General features: G+C 72.4%; 19 protein-coding genes and 1 pseudogene. 12 read left to right on the forward strand and 8 right to left on the reverse strand.

What is annotated here, in order from left to right:
- On the forward strand, nucleotides 1–288 hold a 288-nt coding region (locus tag Q392_RS23005; protein ID WP_038213029.1), incomplete at its 5' end, for an integrase core domain-containing protein.
- Nucleotides 289–400: 112 nt separating this feature from the next.
- Here Q392_RS23005 and argG read toward each other — a convergent pair.
- Nucleotides 401–1,741 (reverse strand): argininosuccinate synthase, encoded by a 1,341-nt coding sequence (gene argG / locus Q392_RS23010; protein WP_038213032.1) that lies wholly within the window; start codon nucleotides 1,739–1,741, stop codon nucleotides 401–403.
- A gap of 130 nt (nucleotides 1,742–1,871) precedes the next feature.
- Here argG and Q392_RS23015 point away from each other — a divergent pair, with 130 nt between their 5' ends.
- Complete coding sequence (locus Q392_RS23015; protein WP_038213034.1) at nucleotides 1,872–2,138, forward strand: hypothetical protein; 267 nt, start codon at nucleotides 1,872–1,874, stop codon at nucleotides 2,136–2,138.
- A gap of 12 nt (nucleotides 2,139–2,150) precedes the next feature.
- Here Q392_RS23015 and Q392_RS23020 read toward each other — a convergent pair whose 3' ends face one another.
- From Q392_RS23020 to Q392_RS23035, 4 genes are all read right to left on the reverse strand, one after another.
- A complete protein-coding gene (locus tag Q392_RS23020; RefSeq protein ID WP_038213037.1) occupies nucleotides 2,151–2,642 on the reverse strand; it encodes a flavodoxin family protein in 492 nt (163 codons plus the stop codon).
- Nucleotides 2,639–4,444, reverse strand: coding sequence for a sensor histidine kinase (locus Q392_RS23025; protein WP_051953878.1), 1,806 nt, complete (start codon nucleotides 4,442–4,444; stop codon nucleotides 2,639–2,641). The genes Q392_RS23020 and Q392_RS23025 overlap by 4 nt, the downstream gene beginning before the upstream one ends.
- Nucleotides 4,445–4,460: 16 nt before the next feature.
- Nucleotides 4,461–6,293 (reverse strand): ABC transporter ATP-binding protein, encoded by a 1,833-nt coding sequence (locus tag Q392_RS23030; RefSeq protein WP_038213040.1) that lies wholly within the window; start codon nucleotides 6,291–6,293, stop codon nucleotides 4,461–4,463.
- A gap of 323 nt (nucleotides 6,294–6,616) precedes the next feature.
- The gene (locus Q392_RS23035) at nucleotides 6,617–7,504 is read right to left on the reverse strand and encodes a LysR family transcriptional regulator (protein WP_038213044.1); all 888 of its coding nucleotides are present in this window, start codon (nucleotides 7,502–7,504) and stop codon (nucleotides 6,617–6,619) included.
- 95 nt (nucleotides 7,505–7,599) lie between these two features.
- Here Q392_RS23035 and Q392_RS23040 point away from each other — a divergent pair, with 95 nt between their 5' ends.
- The 3 genes from Q392_RS23040 (at nucleotide 7,600) to Q392_RS23050 (ending at nucleotide 10,290) form a co-directional block, all read left to right on the forward strand.
- Nucleotides 7,600–8,430, forward strand: a complete 831-nt coding sequence (locus Q392_RS23040; RefSeq protein ID WP_038213047.1) for a DODA-type extradiol aromatic ring-opening family dioxygenase — start codon at nucleotides 7,600–7,602, stop codon at nucleotides 8,428–8,430.
- A 35-nt stretch (nucleotides 8,431–8,465) separates the two neighbouring features.
- A complete protein-coding gene (locus Q392_RS23045; protein ID WP_038213052.1) occupies nucleotides 8,466–9,317 on the forward strand; it encodes an alpha/beta hydrolase in 852 nt (283 codons plus the stop codon).
- Between the two features lie 73 nt (nucleotides 9,318–9,390).
- Nucleotides 9,391–10,290, forward strand: a complete 900-nt coding sequence (locus tag Q392_RS23050; RefSeq protein WP_038213055.1) for an alpha/beta fold hydrolase — start codon at nucleotides 9,391–9,393, stop codon at nucleotides 10,288–10,290.
- A gap of 12 nt (nucleotides 10,291–10,302) precedes the next feature.
- On the opposite strand, the gene Q392_RS23055 is transcribed toward Q392_RS23050, so the two are convergent.
- The 3 genes from Q392_RS23055 to Q392_RS23065 are packed head-to-tail and all read right to left on the reverse strand — an operon-like array spanning nucleotide 10,303 to nucleotide 15,425.
- Nucleotides 10,303–11,055: an SIR2 family NAD-dependent protein deacylase gene (locus Q392_RS23055; protein ID WP_051953879.1), complete on the reverse strand. Its 753-nt coding sequence runs from the start codon at nucleotides 11,053–11,055 to the stop codon at nucleotides 10,303–10,305.
- Nucleotides 11,052–14,195, reverse strand: coding sequence for an efflux RND transporter permease subunit (locus Q392_RS23060; protein WP_169748332.1), 3,144 nt, complete (start codon nucleotides 14,193–14,195; stop codon nucleotides 11,052–11,054). The genes Q392_RS23055 and Q392_RS23060 overlap by 4 nt, the downstream gene beginning before the upstream one ends.
- 18 nt (nucleotides 14,196–14,213) lie before the next feature.
- Nucleotides 14,214–15,425 (reverse strand): efflux RND transporter periplasmic adaptor subunit, encoded by a 1,212-nt coding sequence (locus tag Q392_RS23065; RefSeq protein ID WP_038213062.1) that lies wholly within the window; start codon nucleotides 15,423–15,425, stop codon nucleotides 14,214–14,216.
- A 183-nt stretch (nucleotides 15,426–15,608) separates the two neighbouring features.
- Between Q392_RS23065 and imuA the strand changes: the two genes are divergently transcribed.
- From imuA to Q392_RS34230, 7 genes and pseudogenes are all read left to right on the forward strand, one after another.
- Complete coding sequence (gene imuA, locus Q392_RS23070) at nucleotides 15,609–16,430, forward strand: translesion DNA synthesis-associated protein ImuA (protein ID WP_038213069.1); 822 nt, start codon at nucleotides 15,609–15,611, stop codon at nucleotides 16,428–16,430.
- The gene (locus Q392_RS23075) at nucleotides 16,399–17,715 is read left to right on the forward strand and encodes a DNA polymerase Y subunit UmuC family protein (protein ID WP_038213073.1); all 1,317 of its coding nucleotides are present in this window, start codon (nucleotides 16,399–16,401) and stop codon (nucleotides 17,713–17,715) included. Before imuA ends, Q392_RS23075 begins: the two co-directional genes overlap by 32 nt.
- 70 nt (nucleotides 17,716–17,785) lie before the next feature.
- Nucleotides 17,786–21,067, forward strand: coding sequence for an error-prone DNA polymerase (locus Q392_RS23080; RefSeq protein ID WP_425425197.1), 3,282 nt, complete (start codon nucleotides 17,786–17,788; stop codon nucleotides 21,065–21,067).
- A 123-nt stretch (nucleotides 21,068–21,190) separates the two neighbouring features.
- Nucleotides 21,191–22,123 carry a hypothetical protein gene (locus Q392_RS23085; RefSeq protein WP_051953880.1) on the forward strand — a complete coding sequence of 311 codons (933 nt, stop codon included), beginning with the start codon at nucleotides 21,191–21,193 and terminating at the stop codon, nucleotides 22,121–22,123.
- A gap of 76 nt (nucleotides 22,124–22,199) precedes the next feature.
- Nucleotides 22,200–22,781: a hemerythrin domain-containing protein gene (locus tag Q392_RS23090; protein WP_038213078.1), complete on the forward strand. Its 582-nt coding sequence runs from the start codon at nucleotides 22,200–22,202 to the stop codon at nucleotides 22,779–22,781.
- 126 nt (nucleotides 22,782–22,907) lie between these two features.
- Nucleotides 22,908–23,168 carry a hypothetical protein gene (locus Q392_RS23095; protein ID WP_038213087.1) on the forward strand — a complete coding sequence of 87 codons (261 nt, stop codon included), beginning with the start codon at nucleotides 22,908–22,910 and terminating at the stop codon, nucleotides 23,166–23,168.
- Nucleotides 23,169–23,351: 183 nt separating this feature from the next.
- Nucleotides 23,352–23,452: pseudogene (locus Q392_RS34230) on the forward strand (IS110 family transposase); the annotation flags it as partial.

The raw sequence follows: 23,452 nt of genomic DNA on the forward strand, positions 1-23,452 counted from the left end.
TTTCGCTCGGGCCTGTTCAGCCAGGCTTGCCTGGAGATGGGCATCACCCAGAAGTTCACCCGGGCCTACCGACCCCAGACCAATGGCAAGGCCGAGCGCTTCATCCAGTCCGCCCTGCGCGAGTGGGCCTACGGCCACGCCTACGCCAACTCAGACCAGCGCCGTGCGGCCTTGTCCTTGTGGAATCACTTCTACAACTGGCACCGCCCCCACCACAGTATCAACTTGGCTGCTCCAATCACCCGTCTATCGATTCCTCGAAAGAACCTGTTGACACTTCACATCTAGCCGCGCGGCGGCCGTGGGACGCGCACGTTGGCGACGGTCGCCGCGGCAAAGAAAAAGGCGGCCTCGCGGGCCGCCCTTTCTTTCCGTCGGCTTGGCACGCAAGCCGTCCGTTTCACTTGCGCGACGCGTCCTTGATCTGCGGCAGCTCGGTGCCCTCCGGCTTGGCCAGCAGGCCGGCCTGCACGTAGGTCGCCAGCTTGGCGCGGGTGTCGACGATGTCGAGGTTGCGCATGGTCAGCTGGCCGATGCGGTCGGCGGGGCTGAAGGGCGCGTCTTCCACCTTCTCCATGCTCAGGCGCTCGGGCGCATAGGTGAGGTTGGGCGACTCGGTGTCGAGGAGCGAGTAGTCGTTGCCGCGGCGCAGTTCCAGCGTCACCTCGCCAGTGATGGCGCGCGCCACCCAGCGCTGCGCCGTCTCGCGCAGCATGATGGCCTGCGGGTCGAACCAGCGGCCCTGGTAGAGCAGGCGGCCCAGGCGCAGGCCGTTGATGCGGTACTGCTCGATCGTGTCCTCGTTGTGGATGCCGGTGACCAGCCGCTCGTAGGCGATGTGCAGCAGCGCCATGCCGGGGGCCTCGTAGATGCCGCGGCTCTTGGCCTCGATGATGCGGTTCTCGATCTGGTCGCTCATGCCCAGGCCGTGGCGGCCGCCGATGCGGTTGGCCTCTTCCATCAGCGCGACCAGGTCGTCGAAGCGCTTGCCGTTGAGGGCGACCGGGCGGCCTTCCTCGAAGCGCACGCGCACCTCCTCGGGCTTGACCTCCACCTCGGGCTTCCAGAAGGCCACGCCCATGATCGGGTTGACGATGCGGATGCCGCTGTTCAGGTGCTCCAGGTCCTTGGCCTCGTGCGTGGCGCCGAGCATGTTGGAGTCGGTGGAATAGGCCTTCTCGACCGACATCTTGTAGTCGAAGCCGTTGGCGATGAGGAACTCGCTCATCTCCTTGCGCCCGCCCAGCTCGTCGATGAAGGTCTGGTCCAGCCAGGGCTTGTAGATCTTCAGGCCGGGGTTGGTCAGCAGGCCGTAGCGGTAGAAGCGCTCGATGTCGTTGCCCTTGAAGGTGCTGCCGTCGCCCCAGATGTTGACGTCGTCCTCTTTCATGGCGGCCACCAGCATGGTGCCGGTGACGGCGCGGCCCAGCGGCGTGGTGTTGAAGTAGGTCACGCCGCCGGTGGAGACGTGGAAGGCGTTGGCCTGCAGCGCGGCGATGCCCTCGGCCACCAGCTGCTGGCGGCAGTCCACCAGGCGGGCCTTCTCGGCGCCGTAGGCCAGCGCCTTGCGCGGGATCTCGTCGTAGTCGGGCTCGTCGGGCTGGCCCAGGTTGGCGGTGTAGGCGTAGGGCTGGGCGCCCTTCTTCTTCATCCACAGCAGCGCGGCGCTGGTGTCCAGGCCGCCGGAGAAGGCGATGCCGACCTTCTGGCCGGTGGGGAGGGATTGGAGGATGGTGCTCATGGTGCTCTGGAAGGATGCGGTCCGGGCGCGCCCGGGGCACCCGGCAGGGCCGGGCGGCCAGGGCGCGGAACCCAAAATTGGACCATAGAATTTGAAAGGCCCAGGCGGCCTGTTTCCAGGGAGGGATCGGATGAGCTTCAAGACGCTGACCGTGTTGTTGGCCACGGCGGCATGCGCCAATGCCTTTGCCTGGCGCGAGGGCGTACCGCGCGCCATCCTGCTTTACCTGTTCCAGGCGCTGGGCGTGGTGCTGGCGCTGCTCGGCGGCTTTTCCTACTGGTGGGATTCCGGCATGCGGCCCGGCCAGAAGAGCGCCGTGGTGATGGTCAGCGGGCTGGTGATGCTGGCCGTGAGCGTGGCCGGCATGCTGCGCTCCGCCGGCGACGACTGGGATTGAGGACCGACCGGTTCAGAACACGCCCAGCGCCAGCCCGGCCGCCAGCGCGCCGCCCAGTTCGGCGCAGCGCGCGCGGTCCTCGGCACCGATCTGCTTGGGCGCGAAGATGCGCTCCGGCGTCTGCGCGTGGGTGCACACGATCAGCCCCGGCGCCACGGTGCGCAGGCGCCAGCCGGTGGCGATGCGGTCCAGTTGGCGCAGCGCGTTCTGGCCGTCACTGCCGGCGCAGATCATGGCGGCGTAGGGACGGCCGTTGAGCCGGCCCAGCACCGGGTAGTAGCAGCGGTCGAAGAAGTCCTTCATCAGCCCGGCCATCGAGGCCAGGTTTTCCGGCGTGCCGAAGAGGTAGCCGTCGGCGGCCAGCAGGTCGTCCGGGCCGGTGTCCACCGCGCGCTGCAGACGCACTGCCACGCCCTCCTGCGCCCGGGCCGCTTCCGCGGCGGCCTCGGCCATCTGCTGCGTGCCGCCGGTGAGGCTGTGGTAGACGATCAGCAGGGTCTTCATCGGTCCGCATTCTGCGGTGCGCCGGCCAGCGCGGCCATCAGCCGCCGCGCCTCCACCGGCTTGAACAGCACCGGCAGGCCGCTGGCGTGCAGACGCTGCAACTGGGCCGGATCGGTTTCGCCGGTGACCATGAGCACCAGCACCCCGCCGCCGCCCGCGTCGCGCAGGCGCTGCGCGGCCGCCAGCCCGTCGGCACCGCCGGCCAGGCGCCAGTCGCACAGCACGGCCTCGAAGGGCCGCCCGGCCTGGTGCGCCTGCTGCCAGGCGGCCAGGGCGTGGCTTTCGTCGTGGGTTCCTTCGGCCGGAATGCCGAAGGCGACCAGCAGTTCCAGCATGGCGCCGCGGGCATCGGCGTCGTCGTCGAGCACCAGCACCCGGCGCGGCAGGTTCGTGCGCGGAGCAGGAGAGGGCGCCGGCGCGGGAGGCGATGCGGCATCCTGCGGCGCGGCCGCCGGCAGCACAACCCGGAAGCCGCTGCCGCGGCCCTCGCGCGAGCGCAGGGTGATCGGGTGGTCCAGCAACTGCGACAGGCGCCGCACGATCGACAGGCCCACGCCGAGGCCGTGCGCGCGGTCGCGCTCCGGGTTGCCGGCCTGGTAGAACTCCTCGAACACGCGCGCCTGCAGGGCCGGCGCGATGCCGATGCCGGTGTCGCGCACGTCGATCCACACCTGGTCGCCGCGCGCCCGGGCGCGCACCACCACGCCGCCGCGGCGCGTGTACTTGAGCGCGTTGTCCACCAGGTTGCCCAGCAGGCGCTGCAGCAGCAGCGCGTCGCTGTCGACCCACAGCGTGCTGGGGTGGATGCGCAGCTGCAGCCCGCGGCGATGAGCCTGCGGCTCGAACACGTCGAGCAACTGCGCCAGCAGCGGCTGCAGCGCGAGCGGCCGGCGGTCGGGGCGCACCACGCCGGCGTCGAGCTGCGAGATGTCGAGCATCGCGTCCAGCGAGCCGGTCAGCGTGCGCACGGCGCCCATCAGGCGCCGCGCGTTGGCCTGGGCAGCGTGGCCCGCCAGCTCATGCTCCAGCGCCGCGCCGAACAGGCCGATGGCATGCAGCGGCTGGCGCAGGTCGTGGCTGGCCGAGGCGAGGAAGCGCGTCTTGGCGGCGCTGGCCTCGCGGGCGCGGTCGCGCTCCTCGCGCGCCACCTGCGAGAGCTGCGCGTTGGCGTCGACCACCCGCATCAGCGCCCGCATGGTGCGGGCGCGGTCGCGCACGCCGGACAGCAGCAGGAGGAAGACGAGCCAGGGGCCCAGGGCGATCAGCGCGTCCAGCGGCGTGCCGCGCAGCAGCCAGGCGGCCGACAGGGCCAGCGTGGGCGGGATCGCCATGCCGGCGAAGCCGCGCGCCGAGCCGGCCACGCCGTCGGCGCCGACGGCCAGGACCAGCATCAGGATGCCCGTCACCGCCTGCGGCGCGAAGTCGGTGCCCGGCTGCGCGAAGACGAAGGGCACGATGCCGGCGATGACGAGCCCCGACAGCCAGAAGCCGCGTAGCAGCCCCGGCAGCGCCTGGGCGCGCCCTGCCGGTGCGAGCCGCGCAGCCTGCCGGGCCTGCCGCCAGCGATGGGCGGTGAGCAGCGCGACCAGGACCAGCCACACCGCCGGCGACAGGCGCAGGCCGTGCTGGTAGGCCACCGCCGCCAGCATCAGGTAGCCCGGGTACGACCAGGGCAGGCGGTGCAGGTAGGCCAGCACCTCGTCGGCCTGGCGCTCGCGCACCCGGGCCTGCACGCGGGCATCGCGCTGCGGGTCGTCGTCGAGCGCGTCGGCGATGTCGGGGACGAGGCGTGGTGCGCGCATCAGGATGGCCTCGGGCTCATTCCTCGCCCAGGAAGCCCCCGCTCTGGTGCGCCCACAGCCGCGCGTACAGGCCGCCCTGCGCCAGCAGCTCGCGGTGCGTGCCTTCCTCCACCACGCGGCCGGCGTCCAGCACGATCAGGCGGTCCATCGCGGCGATGGTCGAGAGGCGGTGCGCGATGGCGATCACGGTCTTGCCCTGCATCAGCGTGTTCAGGCTCTGCTGGATGGCCGCTTCCACCTCGGAGTCGAGCGCGCTGGTGGCCTCGTCCAGCAGCAGGATGGGCGCGTCCTTGAGCATCACCCGCGCGATGGCGATGCGCTGGCGCTGCCCGCCCGAGAGCTTGACGCCGCGCTCGCCCACGTGCGCCGCCAGCCCGCGCCGGCCGTGCAGGTCGGTGAGCTGGTCGATGAAGCCGCTGGCCTCGGCGCGCTCGGCGGCGGCGCGGATCTGCACCTCCGTCGCGTCGGGCCGGCCGTAGGCGATGTTGTCGGCCAGCGAGCGGTGCAGCAGGCTGGTGTCCTGCGTGACCATGCCGATGTGGGCGCGCAGCGAGTCCTGCGTCGCGTGGGCGATGTCCTGCCCGTCGATCAGCACGCGGCCCGACTCGATGTCGTGGAAGCGCAGCAGCAGGTTCACCAGGGTGGACTTGCCCGCGCCGGAGCGGCCGACCAGCCCGATGCGCTCGCCCGGCCGCACGGTCAGGCTCAGGCGGTCGATGACGGGCGGCTTGCCCTCGCCGTACCTGAACGTGACGTCGTCGAAGCGCACCTCGCCCTGCGTGACGGCCAGCGGCTTCGCATCCTGTGCATCCACCACCGCACGCGGCCGGCTCAGCGTGTTGATGCCGTCCTGCACCGTGCCCACGCTCTCGAACAGGCTGGTGGTCTCCCACATGATCCAGTGCGACATGCCCTGCAGCCGCAGCGCCATCGCCGTGGCGGCGGCCACGGCGCCGACGCCGACGGCGCCGTGGTCCCACATCCACAGGGCTGCGCCCGCCATGCCTGCCACCAGGCCCATCGCCAGGGCGTGGTTGACGATCTCGAAGGCGCTGACCAGGCGCATCTGCGCGTAGCCGGTGCGGGCGAAGTCCTGCATCGCGGCGCGGGCGAAGGCGGCCTCGCGGTGCGTGTGCGAGAACAGCTTGACGGTGGCGATGTTGGTGTAGGCGTCGGTCACGCGGCCCACCATCACCGAGCGCGCGTCGGCCTGCGCCTTGCCGATGCGCCCCAGGCGCGGCACGAAATACCACATCGCCAGCAGGTAGAGCGCCAGCCAGCCCAGGAAGGGCCACACCAGCGCGCCCGCGAACACGCCCGCCAGCACCACGATGGTGGCCACGTAGGTCGCCATCGCCACCAGCACGTCGGCCAGCACGAACAACGTGTCGCGCACCGCCAGCGCGGTCTGCATCACCTTGGTGGTGATGCGGCCGGCGAACTCGTCCTGGTAGAAGGCCATGCTCTGGCCCAGCATCAGGCGGTGGAAGTTCCAGCGCAGGCGCATCGGCAGGTTGATCGCCAGCACCTGGTGCTTGACGATGGTCTGCAGCGCCACCACCACGATGCTGGCGGCCAGCGCCACCGCCAGCCACGCGAGCGGCGTGCCGCGCTCAGCCCACAGGCGCCCGGGCGCCACGCCGGCCAGCCAGTCCACCACCCGGCCCAGCAGGCCGAACAGCAGCGCCTCGAAGGCCGACATGACGGCCGTCAGCAGCGCCATCCAGGCCACGGCGCCGCGCGTGCCCTCGGTGCAGGCCCACAGGAAGGCGAAGAACCCCTTGGGCGGCAGCGCCGGCTCGGCGGGCGGGTAGGGGGAAAGCAGCTTTTCGAAGAAGCGGAACGGCAAGGCGCGGTGTCTCCCGGGGCAAAGCGCGCCACTGTAGCGGCGCGGCCGGGATCCTGCCGGGGACGGACATGAGAAAGGGCGCCGTTCGGGCGCCCTTTCACGCTGGCGGATGATCTCCGGTGCGCCGGGTCCTGGGTGACAGCCTGCTGGCTTTGCGGCGGGCATCCCCTTCGCAATGCACCGAGGCCACGGGAGGTGGCCTCACGGAGGCTGCTGCCTGTTTCTCCGACGCCGTGTCCGAAGGGTCTCTCGTCCACGCGCGCCTTCAGTGTGCGCCGCCGGGCGGCCGCGGTGCGGGAAGACCGCGCCGCCGTCGCGGGTTCTCACGCGGCCAGCCGCGCCGCCAGGAAGTCGATGAAGCTGCGCAGCTTGGGCGCCATGTACTGGCGGCTGGTGTAGACGGCGAACAGCGTGTTGGCCGGCGCCCGCCAGGCCGGCAGCAGCTCTGCCAGGGTGCCGGCGGCCAGGTCCTCGTCGACCAGCCAGCCGGGCAGGTAGGCCATCCCCATGCCGGCGCGCACCGCGTGCAGCGTGAGCGTGGTGTCGTCCGAGCGCAGCGCGGGCGCCAGCCGCAGCGCCGCCTGGCGCCCGCCGGGGCCGCGCAGGCTCAGGCCCTCCAGGTTGACGTAGCTGGGCACGATGGCGGCCAGCCGCGCCAGGTCGGCCGGCGCCTGCGGCGCGCCGGCGCGCCGCAGGTAGCCGGGCGCGGCGACGAGGTGGAAGGGCACCGGGCACAGCGGCCGCGCGATCAGCGCCGGCGAGGGCTCCTGCGTGGCGCGCAGCGCCAGGTCGAAGCCGTCGGCCACCAGGTCGACCCGGCGGTTGGCCAGGTGCATGTCGACCAGCACTTCGGGGCACTGCGCCCGGTAGTCGGCCAGCAGGCGGGCGATGCGCGGCGTGGCGCACCACACCGGCGCGCTCACCTTCAGCAGGCCGCGCGGGGTGGCGTCGGCGCGGCTGCCCAGCGCGGCCTCGGCGGCGTCCAGCAGGTCCAGCGCCTGGCTGCTCTGCTCGTACCAGGCGCGGCCGGCCTCGGTCAGGCTCAGGTGACGGCTGGAGCGGTTGAGCAGGCGCACGCCCAGGCGGCGCTCCAGTTGCGCCACGTGCTTGCTCGCCATGGGCGCCGACAGGCCCATCGCCTCGGCGGCGCGGGCGAAACTGCCGGCTTCCACCACCTCGCGGAACAGGCGCAGGCTGGTCAGGCGGTCCATGGCGATGCTTTCTCCAGGAGAAATCGACCATTGAATGTAGCGCCATCGATTTCCGCCTGGGCAATCCTTACATTCATGCCACGAGGACCCATGCGATGACCACGACGACGAACCGGCTCCCGACCTACTTCATTTCCCACGGCGGCGGCCCCTGGCCCTGGATGAAGGCCGAGATGGGCGACACCTACGCGCAACTGGAGGCCGCGCTGGCCGACATGCCGCGCCAGATCGGCCGCCGGCCGCGCGCCATCCTGATGGTCTCGGCCCACTGGGAGCGCCCCGCCTTCACCGTGCAGGCGAACCCCCATCCGCCGATGGTCTACGACTACGGCGGCTTCCCGCTGCACACCTACAGCGTGCGCTACGACGCGCCGGGCGACCCGGCGCTGGCCGAGCGCGTGCACGGCCTGCTGACGGCGGCCGGGCTGCCTGCAGCGCTCGATGCCGAGCGCGGCTACGACCACGGCATGTTCTCGCCCATGAAGGCCATCTACCCGGACGCCGACGTGCCGGTGGTGCAGTTGTCGCTCAAGCGCGGGCTGGATCCGGCCGAGCACCTCGCGCTGGGCCGCGCCCTGGCGCCGCTGCGCGACGAAGACGTGCTGATCGTCGGCAGCGGCCTGAGCTACCACAACCTGCGCGCCTTCGGGCCGCAGGCGGCGGCGCCGGCGAAGGCCTTCGACGACTGGCTGACCCGCACCGTGGTCGATGCCGGCCCGGCCGAGCGCGAGCAGGGCCTGCTGGCCTGGGAGGCCGCCCCGGCCGCGCGCATCGCCCACCCGCGCGAGGAGCACCTGCTGCCGCTGATGGTGGCCGTCGGCGCCGCGGGCGACGAGCCGGGCGTGCGCATCTACCACCAGGACGATTTCGTCGGCGGGCTGGCCGTGTCGAGCTACCGCTTCGGCGAGGCGGCCGGCGGGCGCTGAGCCGCGCTGCTGCGGCTTTTCCCGGTCTTCGCGCCATGCGCCGCGCCGCCTTCCGGCTCTGGACGCTGCTGGCCGCCAGCCTGGCGCTGGCCGGCTGCGCGGTGGTGGACCACGAGCAGCGGCGCTGGATCTTCATGCCCGGCGATCGCGGCTGGGCGCCCGGCGATGCGGCCGCCGCAGGCATGCAGGACGTCTGGATCGACTATGTCTCGCAGCACCCGGAGCAGGCGGGGCAGGCCGTGCGTCTGCACGGCCTGTGGCTGGCGCAGGCGCAGCCCGGCGCGCCGGTGCTGCTGTTCCTGCATGGGGTGCGCTGGGACGTGCGCGCCAGCGCTCCGCGCATGCGGCAGTGGCACCGGCAGGGTTTCTCGGTGCTGGGCATCGACTACCGCGGCTTCGGCCGCAGCAGCGCGGCGATGCCCTCCGAGACTCTGGTCGCCGAAGACGCGCGGGCCGCCTGGCAGTGGCTGGCGCGTGCGCATCCGCAGTCGCGCCGCTTCGTGTTCGGCCATTCGCTGGGCGCCGCGGTGGCGGTGCGGCTGGCGGCCGAGGTGCAGGACGAGGACGGCCTCATCGTCGAAGGCGCCTTCACCTCCTCGCTGGACGTGCTGCGCAGCACCCGCTGGGGCTGGCTGCCGGTGGCGCCGCTGCTGACGCAGCATTTCGATGCCGCGTCGCGCATCGCCGAGGTGGGCTCGCCGCTGCTGGTGGTGCACGCCGGCGGCGACACCATGATCTCGCCGCAGTTGGGCCGCGCCCTGTACGAGCGGGCCGTTGCGCCCAAGCGCTTCGTGCTCGTCGAGGGTGCCGTGCACGAAGACGCCGACGTCGTCGGCGAGCAGGTCTTGCGCGACGCGCTGCGTGCGTTGTTCGGCATCGGTGAGTGAATGGCCTCGCAGCGGCCGCGCATGCCTGCCATGCCGGGGTCGCAAGGCACCGGCACCGGCCACAATCGCCGCCATGTCCGTGCCCGAACCCGTCTTCTCCGCTGCCGACGAGGCGGCGGCCCGCGCCCTGATCGCGCGCACCGAGGCCCTGGCCACCGTCCACGACGCCGTCCATGCCGGCACCCGCATGCGCTGGCGCCGCTTCGGCCCGGCCGATGCGGCAGGCCCGCCGCTGGTGCTGCTGCACGGCGGCCACGGCAGCTGGATGCACTGGCTGCGCAACGTCCCGGCGCTGAGCGCCGGGCGGGCGCTGTGGCTGCCCGACCTGCCGGGCTATCTCGGCTCCGACGCGCCGCCCGCGCCCGCCGCCGGCCAGGCGCCGCTGCAGCCGCTGCTGGACGTGCTGCAAGGCACGCTGGGCGGCCTCGTGGGCGCCGGGACGCCCATCGCCCTGGGCGGCTTTTCCTTCGGCGGCATCGTCGCCGCGAAGCTCGCCGTACAGCGCGGGCACATCGCGCGGCTGGCGCTGGCCGGCTCCGGCGGCCATGCGACGCTGCGCCACCTGGCGGTGGAGATGGTCAACTGGCGCGCCGCGCCCGACCGGGACGCCGAGCGCGCGGCGCTGGCGCACAACCTGAAGGCGCTGATGCTGCACGACCCGGCCGCCCTCGACGCGCTGGCCTTCGAGATCCACGACATCGCCTGCCATGCCACGCGCTTCCGCAGCAAGGACGCCTCGCTGGCCGGCGGCCTGCAGCAGGCGCTGGACGCGATGGATGAACGCGGCGTACCGCAGCTGCTGCTGTGGGGCGAGCGCGACGTGACGGCCGACGCCCGCGCGCTGGTGGCCGCGCTCACCCGGGGGCATCCGCTGCGCGAGGGCTGCATCGTGGAGGGCGCGGGGCACTGGGTGCAGTTCGAGGCGGCGCAGGCGTTCGACGCGCGGCTGCTGCGCTTTCTCGGGCCCGGCTGAGCGCGCCGCCGCTCAGGCCAGCAGCAGCGGCAGCGCCCGGGCCGCGGTGGCCGCCCAGTACAGGTCGCCGGGCTCGGTGCCGGCCATCGGCTCGGGATTGATCACCACCACGGGCGTGCCCTGCCGGCGCGCCACCGCGGGCAGGCTGGCGGCCGGCTGCACCAGGCCGGAGGTGCCGACGACCAGCAGCAGGTCGGCCTGCGCCACCACCTCCATCGCCTGCTGCCAGGGGCCCTCGGGCAGCGCCTCGCCGAACCACACCACGCCCGGCCGGACGGCGCCGCCGCAGGCCGGGCAGCGCGGCGGCGCCAGGCGCTCCAGCGGCGAGGCGGTGTTCTGGCCGGACAGCGCGGCGTCGAAGGGCCGGCCGCAGCCGCAGCAGCGCGGCGCGAACAGGCTGCCGTGCAGATGGATGGCGTCCCGCGATCCGGCGCGCTCGTGCAGGTCGTCCACGTTCTGGGTGACGATGTCCAGCGCTTCCAGGCCGGGCCGCGCCGCCAGCCCGGCGAGCGCGCGGTGGCCGGCGTTCGGCTGCGCCTGGGCGACGAGCAGGCGGCGCCACTCGTACCAGGCCCACACGCGTTCGGCGTCGTCCGCGAAGGCCTCCGGCGTCGCCAGCTGCTGCGGGTCGAAGCGCACCCACAGCCCGTTCTGCGCGCCCCGGAAGGTGGGGATGCCGCTCTCGGCCGACATGCCGGCGCCGGTGAGCACGGTGATGCGCCGCGCTGCGGCCAGCGCCTCGCGCACGGCCGGCGGGGGCGTCACGCGGCGGCTTCTCCGCCCGGCGCCGCGTGGGCCGGCGTCTTGCGGCGCCCGATGCTGCGCACGACCAGGTAGAACAGGGGCACGTAGAAGATCGCCAGCACGGTGCCCGTGACCATGCCGCCGATCACGCCGGTGCCGATGGCGTGCTGGCTGCCCGAGCCGGCGCCGGTGGCCACGGCCAGCGGCGTCACGCCGGCCACGAAGGCCAGCGAGGTCATCAGGATCGGGCGCAGCCGCAGCTTGGCGCCCTGCAGCACGGCGTCCCACACCGGCAGGCCGCGGCGCTCGCCCTCGGCCGCGAACTCCACGATCAGGATCGCGTTCTTGGCCGCCAGGCCCATGGTGGTGAGCAGGCCCACCTGGAAGAAGATGTCGTTGTCCATGCCGCGCAGGTTGGCCGCCACCAGTGCGCCCACGATGCCCAGCGGCACCACCAGCAGCACCGACACCGGGATGCTCCAGCTCTCGTACAGCGCCGCCAGCGCCAGGAACACCACCAGCAGCGAGACGAGGTACAGCGCCAGCGCCTGGCCGGAGGCGAGCTTCTCCTGGTAGGACAGGCCCGTCCACGCGCCCTGCACGCCGTCCGGCAGCTGCGCCACGTACTGCTCCATGCGCTTGAGCGCATCGCCCGAGCTGAAGCCCGGCGCCGCCTCGCCCTGGATGTTGAAGGAGGGCATGCCGTTGTAGCGGTACAGCGCCGAGGGGCCGTGGACCCAGCGCGATTCGGAGATGGCCGAGAAGGGCGTCATCGCGCCGCTGCCGGTGCGCAGGCTCCACAGGCCGATGTCCTCGGGGTTCATGCGAAAGGGCGCGTCGGCCTGCATGTATACGCTCTTGACGCGGTCGCGGTCGATGAAATCGCCGAGGTACACGCTGCCCACGGTGGAGGCCAGCAGGGTGTTGATCTGTCCCTGGCCGATGCCCAGCGCGCCGGCCTTGGCGCGGTCGATGTCCACCTGCAGCTGCGGCTGGTCCTCCAGGCCCGAGAAGCGCACCTGGCGCAGGTCCGGATCCTTGCGGGCCGTGTCCAGCAGCTGGTTGCGCAGTTCGAGGAAGCGATCGCGCGGCATGCTGCTGATGTTCTGCAGCTGCAGGTCGAAGCCGGCCGAGTTGCCCAGGCCCGAGACGGCCGGCGGCACGATGACGGTGATCAGGCGCGCCTGCGGGTCGCGCGACAGCGCCTCGCGCGCGCGGTCGCGGATGGCGAACACGCTGTTCTCGGCGCCGGGGCGCTCGCTCCAGTCCTTCAGGCGCACGTAGGCCTGGCCCTGGTTCTGCCCCGAGCCGGCGTTGCTGAAGCCCGGCGAGAGGTACACGCCGTCCACGTTGCGCGCTTCCTTCTCGCGGAAGTGCTTGCTGATGCGGTCGGCCACGGCGCGCGTCTGCTCCAGCGTGGAGCCCTCGGGCAGGGTGTAGCTGATGATGATCGAGCCCTGGTCCTCGTCAGGCAGGAAGCCGGTGGGTGTCTTCATGAACATCAGCACCATGCCGGCGCAGATGAACAGGTAGATCGCCATGAACAGGCCGCGCCGCGGCAGGCGCTTGCGCAGGCTGCCGTCGTAGCGCGCCACCTGGCGGTCGAAGAAGCGGTTGAACCAGCCGAAGAAGCCGGTGGTCTTCTTCTGGTGCTCCGGGTCGTGCTGCTTGAGCAGCGTGGCGCACAGCGCCGGCGTGAGCACCAGCGCCACCAGCACCGACAGCGCCATGGCCGCCACGATGGTGATCGAGAACTGGCGGTAGATGATGCCGGTGGCGCCGCCGAAGAAGGCCATCGGCAGGAACACGGCCGACAGCACCACGCCGATGCCGATCAGCGCGCCGGTGATCTCGCCCATCGACTTGCGCGTGGCCTCGCGCGGCGAGAGGTGCTCCTCGGCCATGAGGCGCTCGACGTTCTCGACCACCACGATGGCGTCGTCCACCAGCAGGCCGATGGCCAGCACCATGCCGAACATGGTCAGCATGTTGATCGAGTAGCCGGCCACCGACAGCACGCCGAAGGTGCCCAGCAGCACCACCGGCACGGCGATGGCGGGGATCAGCGTGGCGCGCCAGTTCTGCAGGAACAGGAACATCACCAGCACCACCAGCACGATGCCCTCGAGCAGCGTCTTGACCACGTCGTGGATGGCCTGCTCGACGAAGGGCGTGGTGTCCAGCGCGTAGAACACGTCCAGCCCGGCGGGGAAGGCGGGGCGCAGCCGCTCGATGGTCGCCTTCACGGCGGCGATGGATTCGAGCGCGTTGGCGTCGGGCGCCAGCCGCACCGCGATGCCCGAGGCGGGGTGGCCGTTGAAGTTGCCGCTGAAGGTGTAGCTGTACGAGCCCAGCTCCACGCGCGCCACGTCCTTGAGCTGCACCTTCGAGCCGTCGGGATTGCTGCGCAGCAGGATGGCCTGGAACTGCTCGGCCGTGCGCAGGCGCGACTGCGCGTTGACCACCGCGTTGAGCTCCTGGCCCGGCGGCGCCGGCTGGTCGCCCAGTTGGCCGGCGGCCAGCTGCACGTTCTGCGCCTGCACCGCGGCCTGCACGTCGTCGGGCGTCATGCCGTAGCCGCGCAGCCTGAACGGGTCCAGCCAGATGCGCATGGCGTACTGGCCGCCGATGGCCTGCACCTCGCCCACGCCGTTGACGCGGCTGATCGGGTCCTGCAGGTCGCTGACCAGGAAGTCCGCCACGTCGCCCGGCGTCATGCGGTCGGTCGTGTCGTAGATGGTGGCGAACAGGTCGGTGGCCACGCCGGCCTTGCGCACCGTCACGCCCTGTTCCTGCACGGCCGTGGGCAGCCGCCGCATGGCCTGCTGCACGCGGTTCTGCACCTGCGTCTGCGCGGTGTCGGGGTTGGTGCCGGGCTGGAAGCTCACCAGCATCTGCACGCGGCCCGACGAATCGCTGCGCGCCGTCATGTAGAGGTAGCCGTCCAGGCCGGTGAGCTGCTGCTCGACCACCTGCGTGACGCTGTTCTCCAGCGTCTGCGCGTTGGCGCCGGGGTAGTAGGCGAAGATGCTCACCGAGGGCGGCGCCACCGTGGGGTAGCGCGTCAGCGGCAGCAGGTGGATGGCCAGCGCGCCGGCCAGCATGATCGTGATGGCGATGACCCACGCGAAGATGGGCCGATCGATGAAGTAGCGGGAAATCATCGCGCTGGGGCCGGGTCAGGGCTTGCGTGCGACGTCGGCCGACGCGACGGCGCCGGCGGGCGCGGCCTGGGAGCCGTTGTCCCGCGTGGGGGCGGCGCCCGGCGGCTCGTCCACCGGCTTGACCGTGGCACCCGGCTGCACGTGCTGGCCGCCCGCCAGCACCACCCGGTCGCCGGCCTTCAGGCCTTCGCTGATCAGCCAGCGGGTGCCCACCGAGCGGGCGATCGCCACCGGCTGCTCCACCATCTTGTTGTCGGCCGTGACCACGCGCACCATCGGGTTGCCGCGCCGGTCGCGCAGCACGGCCGACTGCGGCACCACGATGCCCTGCGGCGTGCTGCCCTCGTCCACCACGGCGCGCACGAACATGCCCGGCAGCAGCAGGCCCTCGGGGTTGGGGAAGCGCGCGCGCAGCGTCACCGAGCCGCTGCTCGGGTCCACCGTCACCTCGGTCAGCTGCACGCGGCCCTCGTGCGCGTAGCGGCTGCCGTCCTCCAGCATCAGCACCACGCGCTGGGCCGCGTCGCCGCGGTCGAGCCGGCCGGCCGCCAGCGCCTGGCGCAGGCGCAGGACCTCGGTGCTGGACTGTGCGATGTCCACGTAGATCGGATCGAGCTGCGAGATCGTCAAGAGCGGCGTGGCCTGCGCCGCCGACACCAGCGCGCCGGGCGTCACCGCGCTGCGGCTGGTGCGCCCGGCGATGGGGGCCGTCACCTTCGTGTACTGCAGGTTGATGCGGGCGGTGTTCAGCGCCGCCTCCTGCACCTTCACGGCGGCCCTGGCCTGCTCGTAGGCGGCCTGGGCGTTGTCGTTCTCCTGCTGGCTCACCGCCTTCTGCGGCAGCAGCGCCTTGTAGCGCTCGGCCAGGGCGCGGGTGGAGGCGACCGTGGCCTTCGCGTTGGCCAGCGCGCCCTCGGCGCGCTGCACCTCGGCCTGGAAGGGCGTGGGGTCGATCTCGTAGAGCACCTGGCCGGCCTTGACCGTGCTGCCCTCGGTGAAGGGGCGGCTGCGGATGATGCCCCCCACCTGGGGCCGCACCTCGGCCACCATGAAGGCGGCGGTGCGCCCGGGCAGTTCGGCGTGCAGCGGCACGGTCTGCGGCTGGACGGCGCGCACCATCACCTCGGGCAGCGCGGGGGAGGCGGACTGGGGCTTGTCCTTGCAGGCGCCCAGCAGGGCGAGGGCGCAGACCGTCACGGCCAAGCCCGGCAGATGGAAGAAGCTCAAGGTGGGTGTTCCTTCGAGGAGATCGGTTCGCAAGAGCCGGATAGGCGTGCGAAAGTTGCAAGCGTAAAGGGCTTGCGTAAACGGCAGGCAAAGTTTGGTTGCAATTTCGGATCAAATGTCCGGGCGGGACACTCCGGCGTGTTGCCCAAGGCGTCGATAACTGTATATAAATACAGTTATTCGATGTCCGCACTTCCATCCTCCTCCCCGTTTCCCCAGGCACTCGCCGCCTGCGCCGACCTCTGGCGGGGCGACGAGCTGGGCGCCGCCGACGGCCCGGCCCGGCCCACCGGCCATGCCGCGCTCGACGCGCAACTGCCCGGCGGCGGCTGGCCGGTGGGCACGCTCACCGAACTGCTGCAGCCCGCGCCCGACGCGCCCGTGTGGCCGCTGCTGCTGCCGGCCCTGGCGGCGGCGGTGGCCGAGCGGCAGGCCCCGGTGGTGCTGGTTGGCCCGCCGCACGAGCCCTTCGGCCCGGCCCTGGCCGGCGCCGGCCTGCCGGTGCAGGCGCTGCTGTGGGTGCGCGCCGAGACGGCGGCCGAACGGCTCTGGGCCTGCGAGCAGGCGCTGCGCTGCGCCGGTGTCGCCGCCGTCCTGGCGTGGCTGCCCCAGGCGCGGGCGGCCGAACTGCGCCGCCTGCAGCTGGCCGCTGCGCGGCACGCGGCGCTGCTGTTCGTGCTGCGGCCCGAGGCGGACAGGGAGGGCGCCTCGCCGGCGCGGTTGCGGCTGCGCGTGGCGCCGTCGGAGGGCCGACCCGATCAACTGGACGTGCAGGTGCTCAAGCGGCGCGGCCCGCCGATGGCCGCGCCGCTGGCGCTGCCCGCGCGCAGCGCGCACATGGCGGCGCTGCTGGCCGCCGCCGGCCGGCGCCGGCGGATGGCCGTCCCCGATGCCGCATCCGCCGGCGGCGGTGCCACCGTGCTGCGGCTCGATCCGCGCCGGCCGCGCCGCACCGGCTTTCAGGAGGCGGGCCATGCACTGGCTGGCGCTGTGGTGGCCGCCTGAGCCGCCGGAGCCGCCGGCGCCGGCCATGCCCGCGCCCGAGGCCCTGGGCTGGTGGGCGCTGCGCTTCACTCCGCACGTCGCCTGGCTGGACGAGGCGCTGCTGCTCGAGGTGGCGGCTTGCGAGCGCCTGTGGGGCGGCCGGCAGGCGCTGATGCGCCAGATGGCCGCCGAGAACCCGGCCCCCGTGCCCGTGCGGCGGGTGCAGGGCGCCACCAGCCTGGTCGCGCTGGCGCGGCTGCGCCTGTATGCCGCCGGCCAGCGTCCGCCGCAGCAACTGCCGGCCGCACTGCCGCTGTGGACGCTGACGGCCGCCCGGCCGCACCTGGACGTGCTGGCCCGCATGGGCTGCCACACCTGGGGGCAGGCCGCGGCCCTGCCGCGCGGCGGGCTGGCGCGGCGCTTCGGCCCCGAACTGCGCGAGGCGCTGGACATCGCCTGGGGCCGGCGGCCCGAGCGGCATGCCTGGCTCACCCTGCCCGAGACCTTCAGCCAGCGCATCGAGCTGCCCGCCCTGGCCACCCGCGCGCCGGAACTGCTGTGGGCCGCCCAGCGCCTGCTGGCCGGCCTGCGCCTGTGGCTGCATGCGCGCCAGCGCGGCGTGCTGGCCTTCGCGCTGGAGTGGACGCTGGACCTCAAGCGCCTGAACGGCGTCGACCTGCCGCGCCAGCAGCAACTGGTGGTGCGCACCGCCGAGCCGACGCAGGACATGGCCCACCTGCGCCGCCTGCTGGCCGAGCGGCTGGCCCTCACGCAGTTGGCCGCGCCCACCGGCTGGCTGCGCCTGCACGTGCTGGAGACGGCGCCCTGGGCCGGCGCGGCGCGCAGTTTCCTGCCCGAGGACAACCGCCCCGGCGAGCCGCTGCACCAGCTGGTGGAAAAGCTCAGCGCCCGCCTGGGCCCGCAGCGGGTGCTGCGCGCCCGCCCGCAGGCCGACCACCGCCCCGAGCGCATGCAGGCCTGGGTGCCGGCCGTGCAGGCGCAGCCGGCGGCTGCGCCTGCGCAGGAGGGCCCCGGCACCGGCCTGCTGCCCGCGTGGCTGCTGCGCGAGCCCGTGGCGCTGGAGCTGCGGGAGGGACACCCTCAGTTCCATGGCCCGCTGCGTCGGCTCGCGGGGCCGCAGCGGCTGGAAGGCGACGGCTGGTGGGAGGAGGGCGAGCCCGCCCGGCGCGACTACTACGTGGCCGAGAGCCCGGGCGCCGGCCTGGTGTGGGTCTACTGCGAGCGCGCATCGGCAGGCATGCCCGGCCAGGCGCCCCGCTGGTTCCTGCAGGGCCTGTATGCCTGACCTGGGCGACAAGGAAGTGCAGATGCGCCGCCGGCGCGCGCGGCAGGCGCTGGCCGCGGCGAACGAGCCGATGCTCGCCCCGCCGATCGCCGGCGGCCTGCCCGACTACACCGAACTGCACTGCCTCACCAACTTCAGCTTCCAGCGCAGCGCCTCGCACCCGGGGGAACTGGCGGCGCGCGCCTGGCGGCTGCAATACCGTGGCCTGGCCATCACCGACGAATGCTCGGTGGCTGGCGTGGTGCGGGCGATGTCGGGACTGAAGGAGTACATCGAGGCGCTCGACGAGGAGGAGCGCCTCCACCCCGAGCGGCCGAAGACGCCGCGCAACCCCGACTTCCGCCTGCTCTACGGCAGCGAGTTCGTGTTCGAGCGTTTCACCCTGGTGGCGCTGGCCCGCAACCTGACGGGCTGGGGCCACCTGTGCGAACTGATCACGCACGCGCGCATGCATGCGGACAAGGGCAGCTACCGGCTGGACTGGGAGCCGCAGCGCCTGGCCGGCCTGCGGGAATGCGAGGTCCTCTTCGTGCCGCGGCGTCGGCCGGGGCGCCCGGCCGACGCGGACGCCATCGCCGCCGACCTGGCGCAGGCAGCGGCCCTGTTCCCGGGCCGCTGCTGGCTGGCCGTCGAGCTCTTCAGCGAACTGGACGATGCCCTCTGGCTGGCCACGCTGCGCGAAGTGGGCGGACGCGCCGGGGTGCCGCTGGTGGCGGCCGGCGGCGCGTGCATGCACGTGCGCTCGCGCAAGCCGCTGCTGGACGTGCTCACCGCCGTGCGCGAAGGCTGCACCGTGGCCGAGTGCGGCTTCGCGCGGCAGGCCAATGCCGAGCGCCACCTGCGCCCGCGGCTGCGGCTGGAACAGGTCTATCCGCCCGAGCTGCTGGCGAACACGATGGTGGTGCGCGATCGCTGCGGCTTTTCGCTGGAGGAACTGCGTGCGCACTACCAGTACCCGCTGGAGGTAGTGGGGCAGCACGAGACGCCGACCGAGACCCTGGCGCGCAAGACCTGGGCCGGGGCGCACGAGCGTTATCCGCACGGCATTCCCGACAAGGTGCGCCAGCAGGTACTGAGCGAACTCGCGCTCATCGCCGAGAAGAAATACGAGATGTTCTTCCTCACGGTCGAGGACGTGGTGCGCTTCGCCCGCGACGAAGGAATCCTTTGCCAGGGTCGCGGGTCTTCGGCCAACTCGGCGGTGTGCTACTGCCTGGGCATCACGGCCGTGAACCCCGAAGACAGCACCTTGCTGTTCGAGCGCTTCTTGAGCCGCGCACGCGAAGAACCGCCCGATATCGACGTCGACTTCGAACACCAGCACCGCGAAAAGGTCATTCAGTACGTCTACAAGAAATACGGCCGCGAGCGCGCCGCCATTGCCGCCGTGGTCATCAGCTACCGCTCGCGCAGCGCCATCCGCGACGTGGGCAAGGCGCTGGGCATCGACGAGCGGCTGGTCGATGCCTTCGCCAAGGACCACTACTGGTTCGACGACCCGGTGCTCGATCAGCGATTGGAAGAGGCGATGCAGCGTGCCGGCGTGCACGAGGGCCTGCACCGCCTGAAGCTGTGGATCGAGCTGACGCGCGCGCTCAAGGGCTTCCCGCGCCACCTCTCTCAGCACGTGGGCGGCTTCGTGCTGGCCGAGCAGAAGCTCACGCGCCTGGTGCCGGTGGAGAACGCGGCGATGAAGGACCGCTCCGTCATCCAGTGGGACAAGGACGACCTGGAGGACATGGGCATGCTCAAGGTCGACGTGCTGGCGCTGGGCATGCTCAGCGCCATCCGCCGCGGCCTGGACTTCGTGAACCGCTGGCGCGGCACGCACACCGAGATGCACCACCTGCCGGTGGACGACGACGCCACCTACGACATGATCTGCGAGGCCGACACCATCGGCGTGTTCCAGATCGAGAGCCGCGCGCAGATGTCGATGCTGCCGCGCCTGCAGCCGCGCTGCTACTACGACCTGGTGATCGAGGTCGCCATCGTGCGGCCCGGCCCGATCCAGGGCGGCATGGTGCACCCGTACCTGAAGAACCGCGAAAAGCTGCGGCGCAAGGAGCCCATCCACACACCCTACCCGGCGCTCGACGCGGCGCTCAAACGCACCCTGGGCGTGCCCATCTTCCAGGAGCAGGTGATGCAGATCGCCATGATCGCCGCCGGTTTCAGCGCCGACGAAGCCGACCGCCTGCGCCGCGCCATGGCCGCGTGGAAGCGCAAGGGCGGCATCGACAAGTTCCACGACCAGTTGGTGGAAGGCATGGTGCATCGCGGCTACGACCGCCAGTTCGCCGAGGACATCTTCCGCCAGTGCGAAGGCTTCGGCGATTACGGCTTCCCCGAGAGCCACGCCGCCAGCTTCGCCAAGCTGGTGACGGTGAGCGCCTGGCTCAAGCGGCACGAGCCGGCCTGCTTCCTGGCGGCCATGCTCGACTCGCAGCCCATGGGCTTCTACACCCCCTCGCAGCTGGTGCAGGACGCACGCCGCCACGGCGTGGAGGTGCGGCCGGTGGACGTGATGGTCAGCGGCATCGACAGCACGCTGGAGCCGCGTGCGTCCGATGCACCGTCGCCGCACCTCGACCCGCGCTACGTCCATTGCCAGGGCGATGCGGGACAGCCGGCCGTGCGCCTGGGCCTGTCGCGCATCGCCGGCCTGAGCAAGGAGGGCGCGCAGCGGCTGGTCGACGCCCGCGCGCAGGCGCCTTTCACCAGCGTGGAAGACCTCGCCCTGCGCGCCGACCTGGGCACCCGCGACATGGCCGCGCTGGCCGGTGCCGAGGCCCTGCGCGCCCTGGCCGGGCACCGGCGCCAGCAGGTGTGGGAAGCCACGGCGCCGCGCCGGACGTCCGCGCTGCTGCGCGGCGTGCCGGTGCACGAGGCGCCGCTGCAGCTGCCTCTGGCGGCGGAAGGCGAGGAGATCGTGGGCGATTACGCCGCGCTGAGCCTCACGCTGCGCCGCCACCCGCTGGCCCTGCTGCGTCCGCGCCTCGCGCGGCGCCATCTGCTGAGCGCCCGCCAACTGAGCGAACTGCCCCACGGCACGCTCGTGTGCGCCTGCGGCATCGTCACCGTGCGCCAGCGCCCGCAGACGGCCAGGGGCACCATCTTCGTCACGCTGGAGGACGAGACCGGCCCGGTCAACGTCATCGTGTGGAACCACGTCGTCGAGGCATGGCGCGAGCCGCTGCTCAAGTCGCAGTTGCTGGCGGTGCGCGGCATCTGGCAGCGCGACGAGGACAGCGGCGGCAAGGTGCAGCACCTGGTGGCCGAGGCCTTCCGCGACTTCACGCCCTGGCTCGGCCGGCTGGCGCAAGGGCAGCGCAGCCGCGATTTCCATTGAAGGCCCCCAGGGCTGGGCTGCGCCCAGCCCGCCCCCCCGAGGGAGACAAGAAAAACTTGGGGCGGCCCGGCATTTTTCTTGTGAGCCCACGAGGTGGCCCGCCTTGAACTACGCTGACACACCATGACCGCCGCCCTCCTGCATGCCCGTCCCGCCGACGCGGGGGAAACGCCCATCGGCCCGCCGCCGCCCGCGCCGGACGTGCCGCAGCCGCCGCCCCCGCCCGTCTCGCCGCCCATCGTGCTGCCGCCGCCCCCGGCGGGCGACCCGCCTCCGGCCGATCCGCCGCAGGTGGAGCCGGGCCATCCGCCGCCCGTGGTCGATCCGCCGTCGCCGGCGCTCACGCGGATGCACGCGCGGCGGCTGCGCGAGGTCTACCGCTCCGCCGGCTGGCCGTGCTGCGATCCCGTCGAGATCGACCTGCTGGCCGCCGGCCTGCTGGAGCGCGTGCGCTCGCCGCAGGGCCACGAGACGCTGCGCGTGAGCGACGCCGGCATCGCGCACATCGCCGGCTCGCTGCAGCGCAACCGCGGCGCGCTCTCGGCGCACGAGGCGCTGGTCGAGCAGGTGGCGCGCGAGATGACGCGCGGCGGCCGCATCGCCTGGCGCGGCCTCACGCTGCGCGCGCGGCTGGCGCCGCTGGAAGAGGGCGGCAAGCCCCGTTGGTGCATCGCCCGGCCCGACGTCTTTTCCATCCGCAACACCAGCGTCGAGGCCTACGCCCAGCCCGTCGTGCACGAGGTCAAGGTCAGCCGCGCCGACCTGCTGGGCGACCTGCGCAAGGCCGACAAGCGCGCCGCGTACCTCGACCTGGGCGGCGAGTGCTGGTACGTGCTGGGCCGCGACGCCCGGGGCCGGCCCATCGCCGAGCCGGAGGAGATCCCCGACGGCTGCGGCGTGCTGGTGCAGCAGGGCGAGCGGCTGGTGGTGGCGCGCGCCGCCACCTGCCGGCCGGTGGAGCGCATCCCCTTTGCCGTCTGGATGGCGCTGGCCCGCGCGCAGCCGATGGAAGGCTTCGACGACGAGGCGCAGGACGCGCTCGACCTGGCCGGCTGAACGGCGCGCGCTTTGATCTGCGGCAAGGCTGCGCGTCCCGGCGCATGGCAGTCTCCAGTCATATCAGGAGACAGCCATGACCCACGCCACCCTGCGCATCCTGCGCGAAGAGCACACCGCGCTGGCCGCCATGCTGCGCACCATCCCGCTGCTGCTGGCCCATCACCGGCGCGAGGGCACGCTGCCCGACTTCGAGGTGCTGCGCGCCATGCTGTTCTACATCGACGAGTTCCCCGAGAAGCGCCATCACCGGCAGGAGTCGGAGCTGCTCTTTCCCAAGCTGCGCGCGCGCACGCCGCTGTCGCGCGACCTGCTCGACCACCTCGACGCCGACCACGCGCGCGGCGAGCGCCGCGTGCGCGACCTGGAGCACGACCTGCTGGCCTTCGAGATGCTCGGCGAGCCGCGCCGCGCCGCTTTCGAGGAAGCGGTGCAGCGCTACATCGACTTCTACCTGGCCCACATGGCGATGGAGGAGCGCGAGCTGCTGCCCCTGGCCGAGCGCGTGCTGACCCAGGAGGACTGGGCCGAGCTGGACGAAGCCTTCGGCCGCAACCGCGACCCGCTCGCCGGCCATGCGCCCGCGCCGGAGGCGGACTACCAGGCGTTGTTCTCGCGCATCGCGCGGCAGGTACCGGCGCCGTGGGGGCTGGGCTGAAAAATGCCCGAAGACTGAAAAAGTTGGCATCTGCACGGAAGCGGTGCCGCAGACGGGCAAACGGCTGACACGGCGCGGCGGCCGGAGGGGCAAGGATGGACGCATTCCCACTCCATGGAGATGGCCATGCTCCTCGATCTTCTTCGCTTCAATCCCAACGCCTACCTCAAGCGCGCCACCGTGCTGCTGCAGGAGGCACAGATGGCGCGCATCGAGCACCAGGCTGCGGCCGAGCACCACGCCGCCCTGGCGCGCATGTACGAGGACCGGGTGCGCCGCCTGGAGCGCGAGCTGACCCGCTCGACGCGGCTGGAAACGGTGGAGGCGGCCGACCTGCTCACCGAACGGCCCGCGCTGCGCTCCGTGGAAGCGGCCGGCCGGCATTGACCGGCAGGCCGGCAGGTCCTTGTATCTTTAAGCCTCGGACCGGCTCGGGTAGCCCGAGCGGCCTCTGGGATGCGTGAAGCCCGTGACTGAGCACTGGGCGCCTGAGCCGGACCGTCCTTTCTTGCAGCCCGAACGGTTGTAGGAACTTGAAGTTCGCATAGACAAGGATGGGAGTGAGAGGACGTGTCCGACTGTGTTTTTATCGGTATCGATGTCTCCAGCCAGACGCTGGAGGTCGCCAGCAGCGACCAGGCCAAGACCTGGCAGCTCGCCAATGACGTCAG

This window comes from Xenophilus azovorans DSM 13620 (genome assembly GCF_000745855.1).
Lineage (GTDB): Bacteria > Pseudomonadota > Gammaproteobacteria > Burkholderiales > Burkholderiaceae_C > Xenophilus > Xenophilus azovorans.

Bases quoted from the DNA above. Each gene is read 5' to 3' on its own strand.
- Q392_RS23095 (WP_038213087.1), top strand. From the start codon at position 22,908: ATGCTCCTCGATCTTCTTCGCTTCAATCCCAACGCCTACCTCAAGCGC.
- Q392_RS23090 (WP_038213078.1), top strand. From the start codon at position 22,200: ATGACCCACGCCACCCTGCGCATCCTGCGCGAAGAGCACACCGCGCTG.
- Q392_RS23080 (WP_425425197.1), top strand. From the start codon at position 17,786: ATGCTCGCCCCGCCGATCGCCGGCGGCCTGCCCGACTACACCGAACTG.
- Q392_RS23040 (WP_038213047.1), top strand. From the start codon at position 7,600: ATGACCACGACGACGAACCGGCTCCCGACCTACTTCATTTCCCACGGC.
- Q392_RS23075 (WP_038213073.1), top strand. From the start codon at position 16,399: ATGCACTGGCTGGCGCTGTGGTGGCCGCCTGAGCCGCCGGAGCCGCCG.
- Q392_RS23035 (WP_038213044.1), bottom strand. From the start codon at position 7,504: ATGGACCGCCTGACCAGCCTGCGCCTGTTCCGCGAGGTGGTGGAAGCC.
- Q392_RS23050 (WP_038213055.1), top strand. From the start codon at position 9,391: ATGTCCGTGCCCGAACCCGTCTTCTCCGCTGCCGACGAGGCGGCGGCC.
- Q392_RS23020 (WP_038213037.1), bottom strand. From the start codon at position 2,642: ATGAAGACCCTGCTGATCGTCTACCACAGCCTCACCGGCGGCACGCAG.
- argG (WP_038213032.1), bottom strand. From the start codon at position 1,741: ATGAGCACCATCCTCCAATCCCTCCCCACCGGCCAGAAGGTCGGCATC.
- Q392_RS23015 (WP_038213034.1), top strand. From the start codon at position 1,872: ATGAGCTTCAAGACGCTGACCGTGTTGTTGGCCACGGCGGCATGCGCC.
- Q392_RS23025 (WP_051953878.1), bottom strand. From the start codon at position 4,444: ATGCGCGCACCACGCCTCGTCCCCGACATCGCCGACGCGCTCGACGAC.
- Q392_RS23085 (WP_051953880.1), top strand. From the start codon at position 21,191: ATGACCGCCGCCCTCCTGCATGCCCGTCCCGCCGACGCGGGGGAAACG.
- Q392_RS23045 (WP_038213052.1), top strand. From the start codon at position 8,466: ATGCGCCGCGCCGCCTTCCGGCTCTGGACGCTGCTGGCCGCCAGCCTG.
- imuA (WP_038213069.1), top strand. From the start codon at position 15,609: ATGTCCGCACTTCCATCCTCCTCCCCGTTTCCCCAGGCACTCGCCGCC.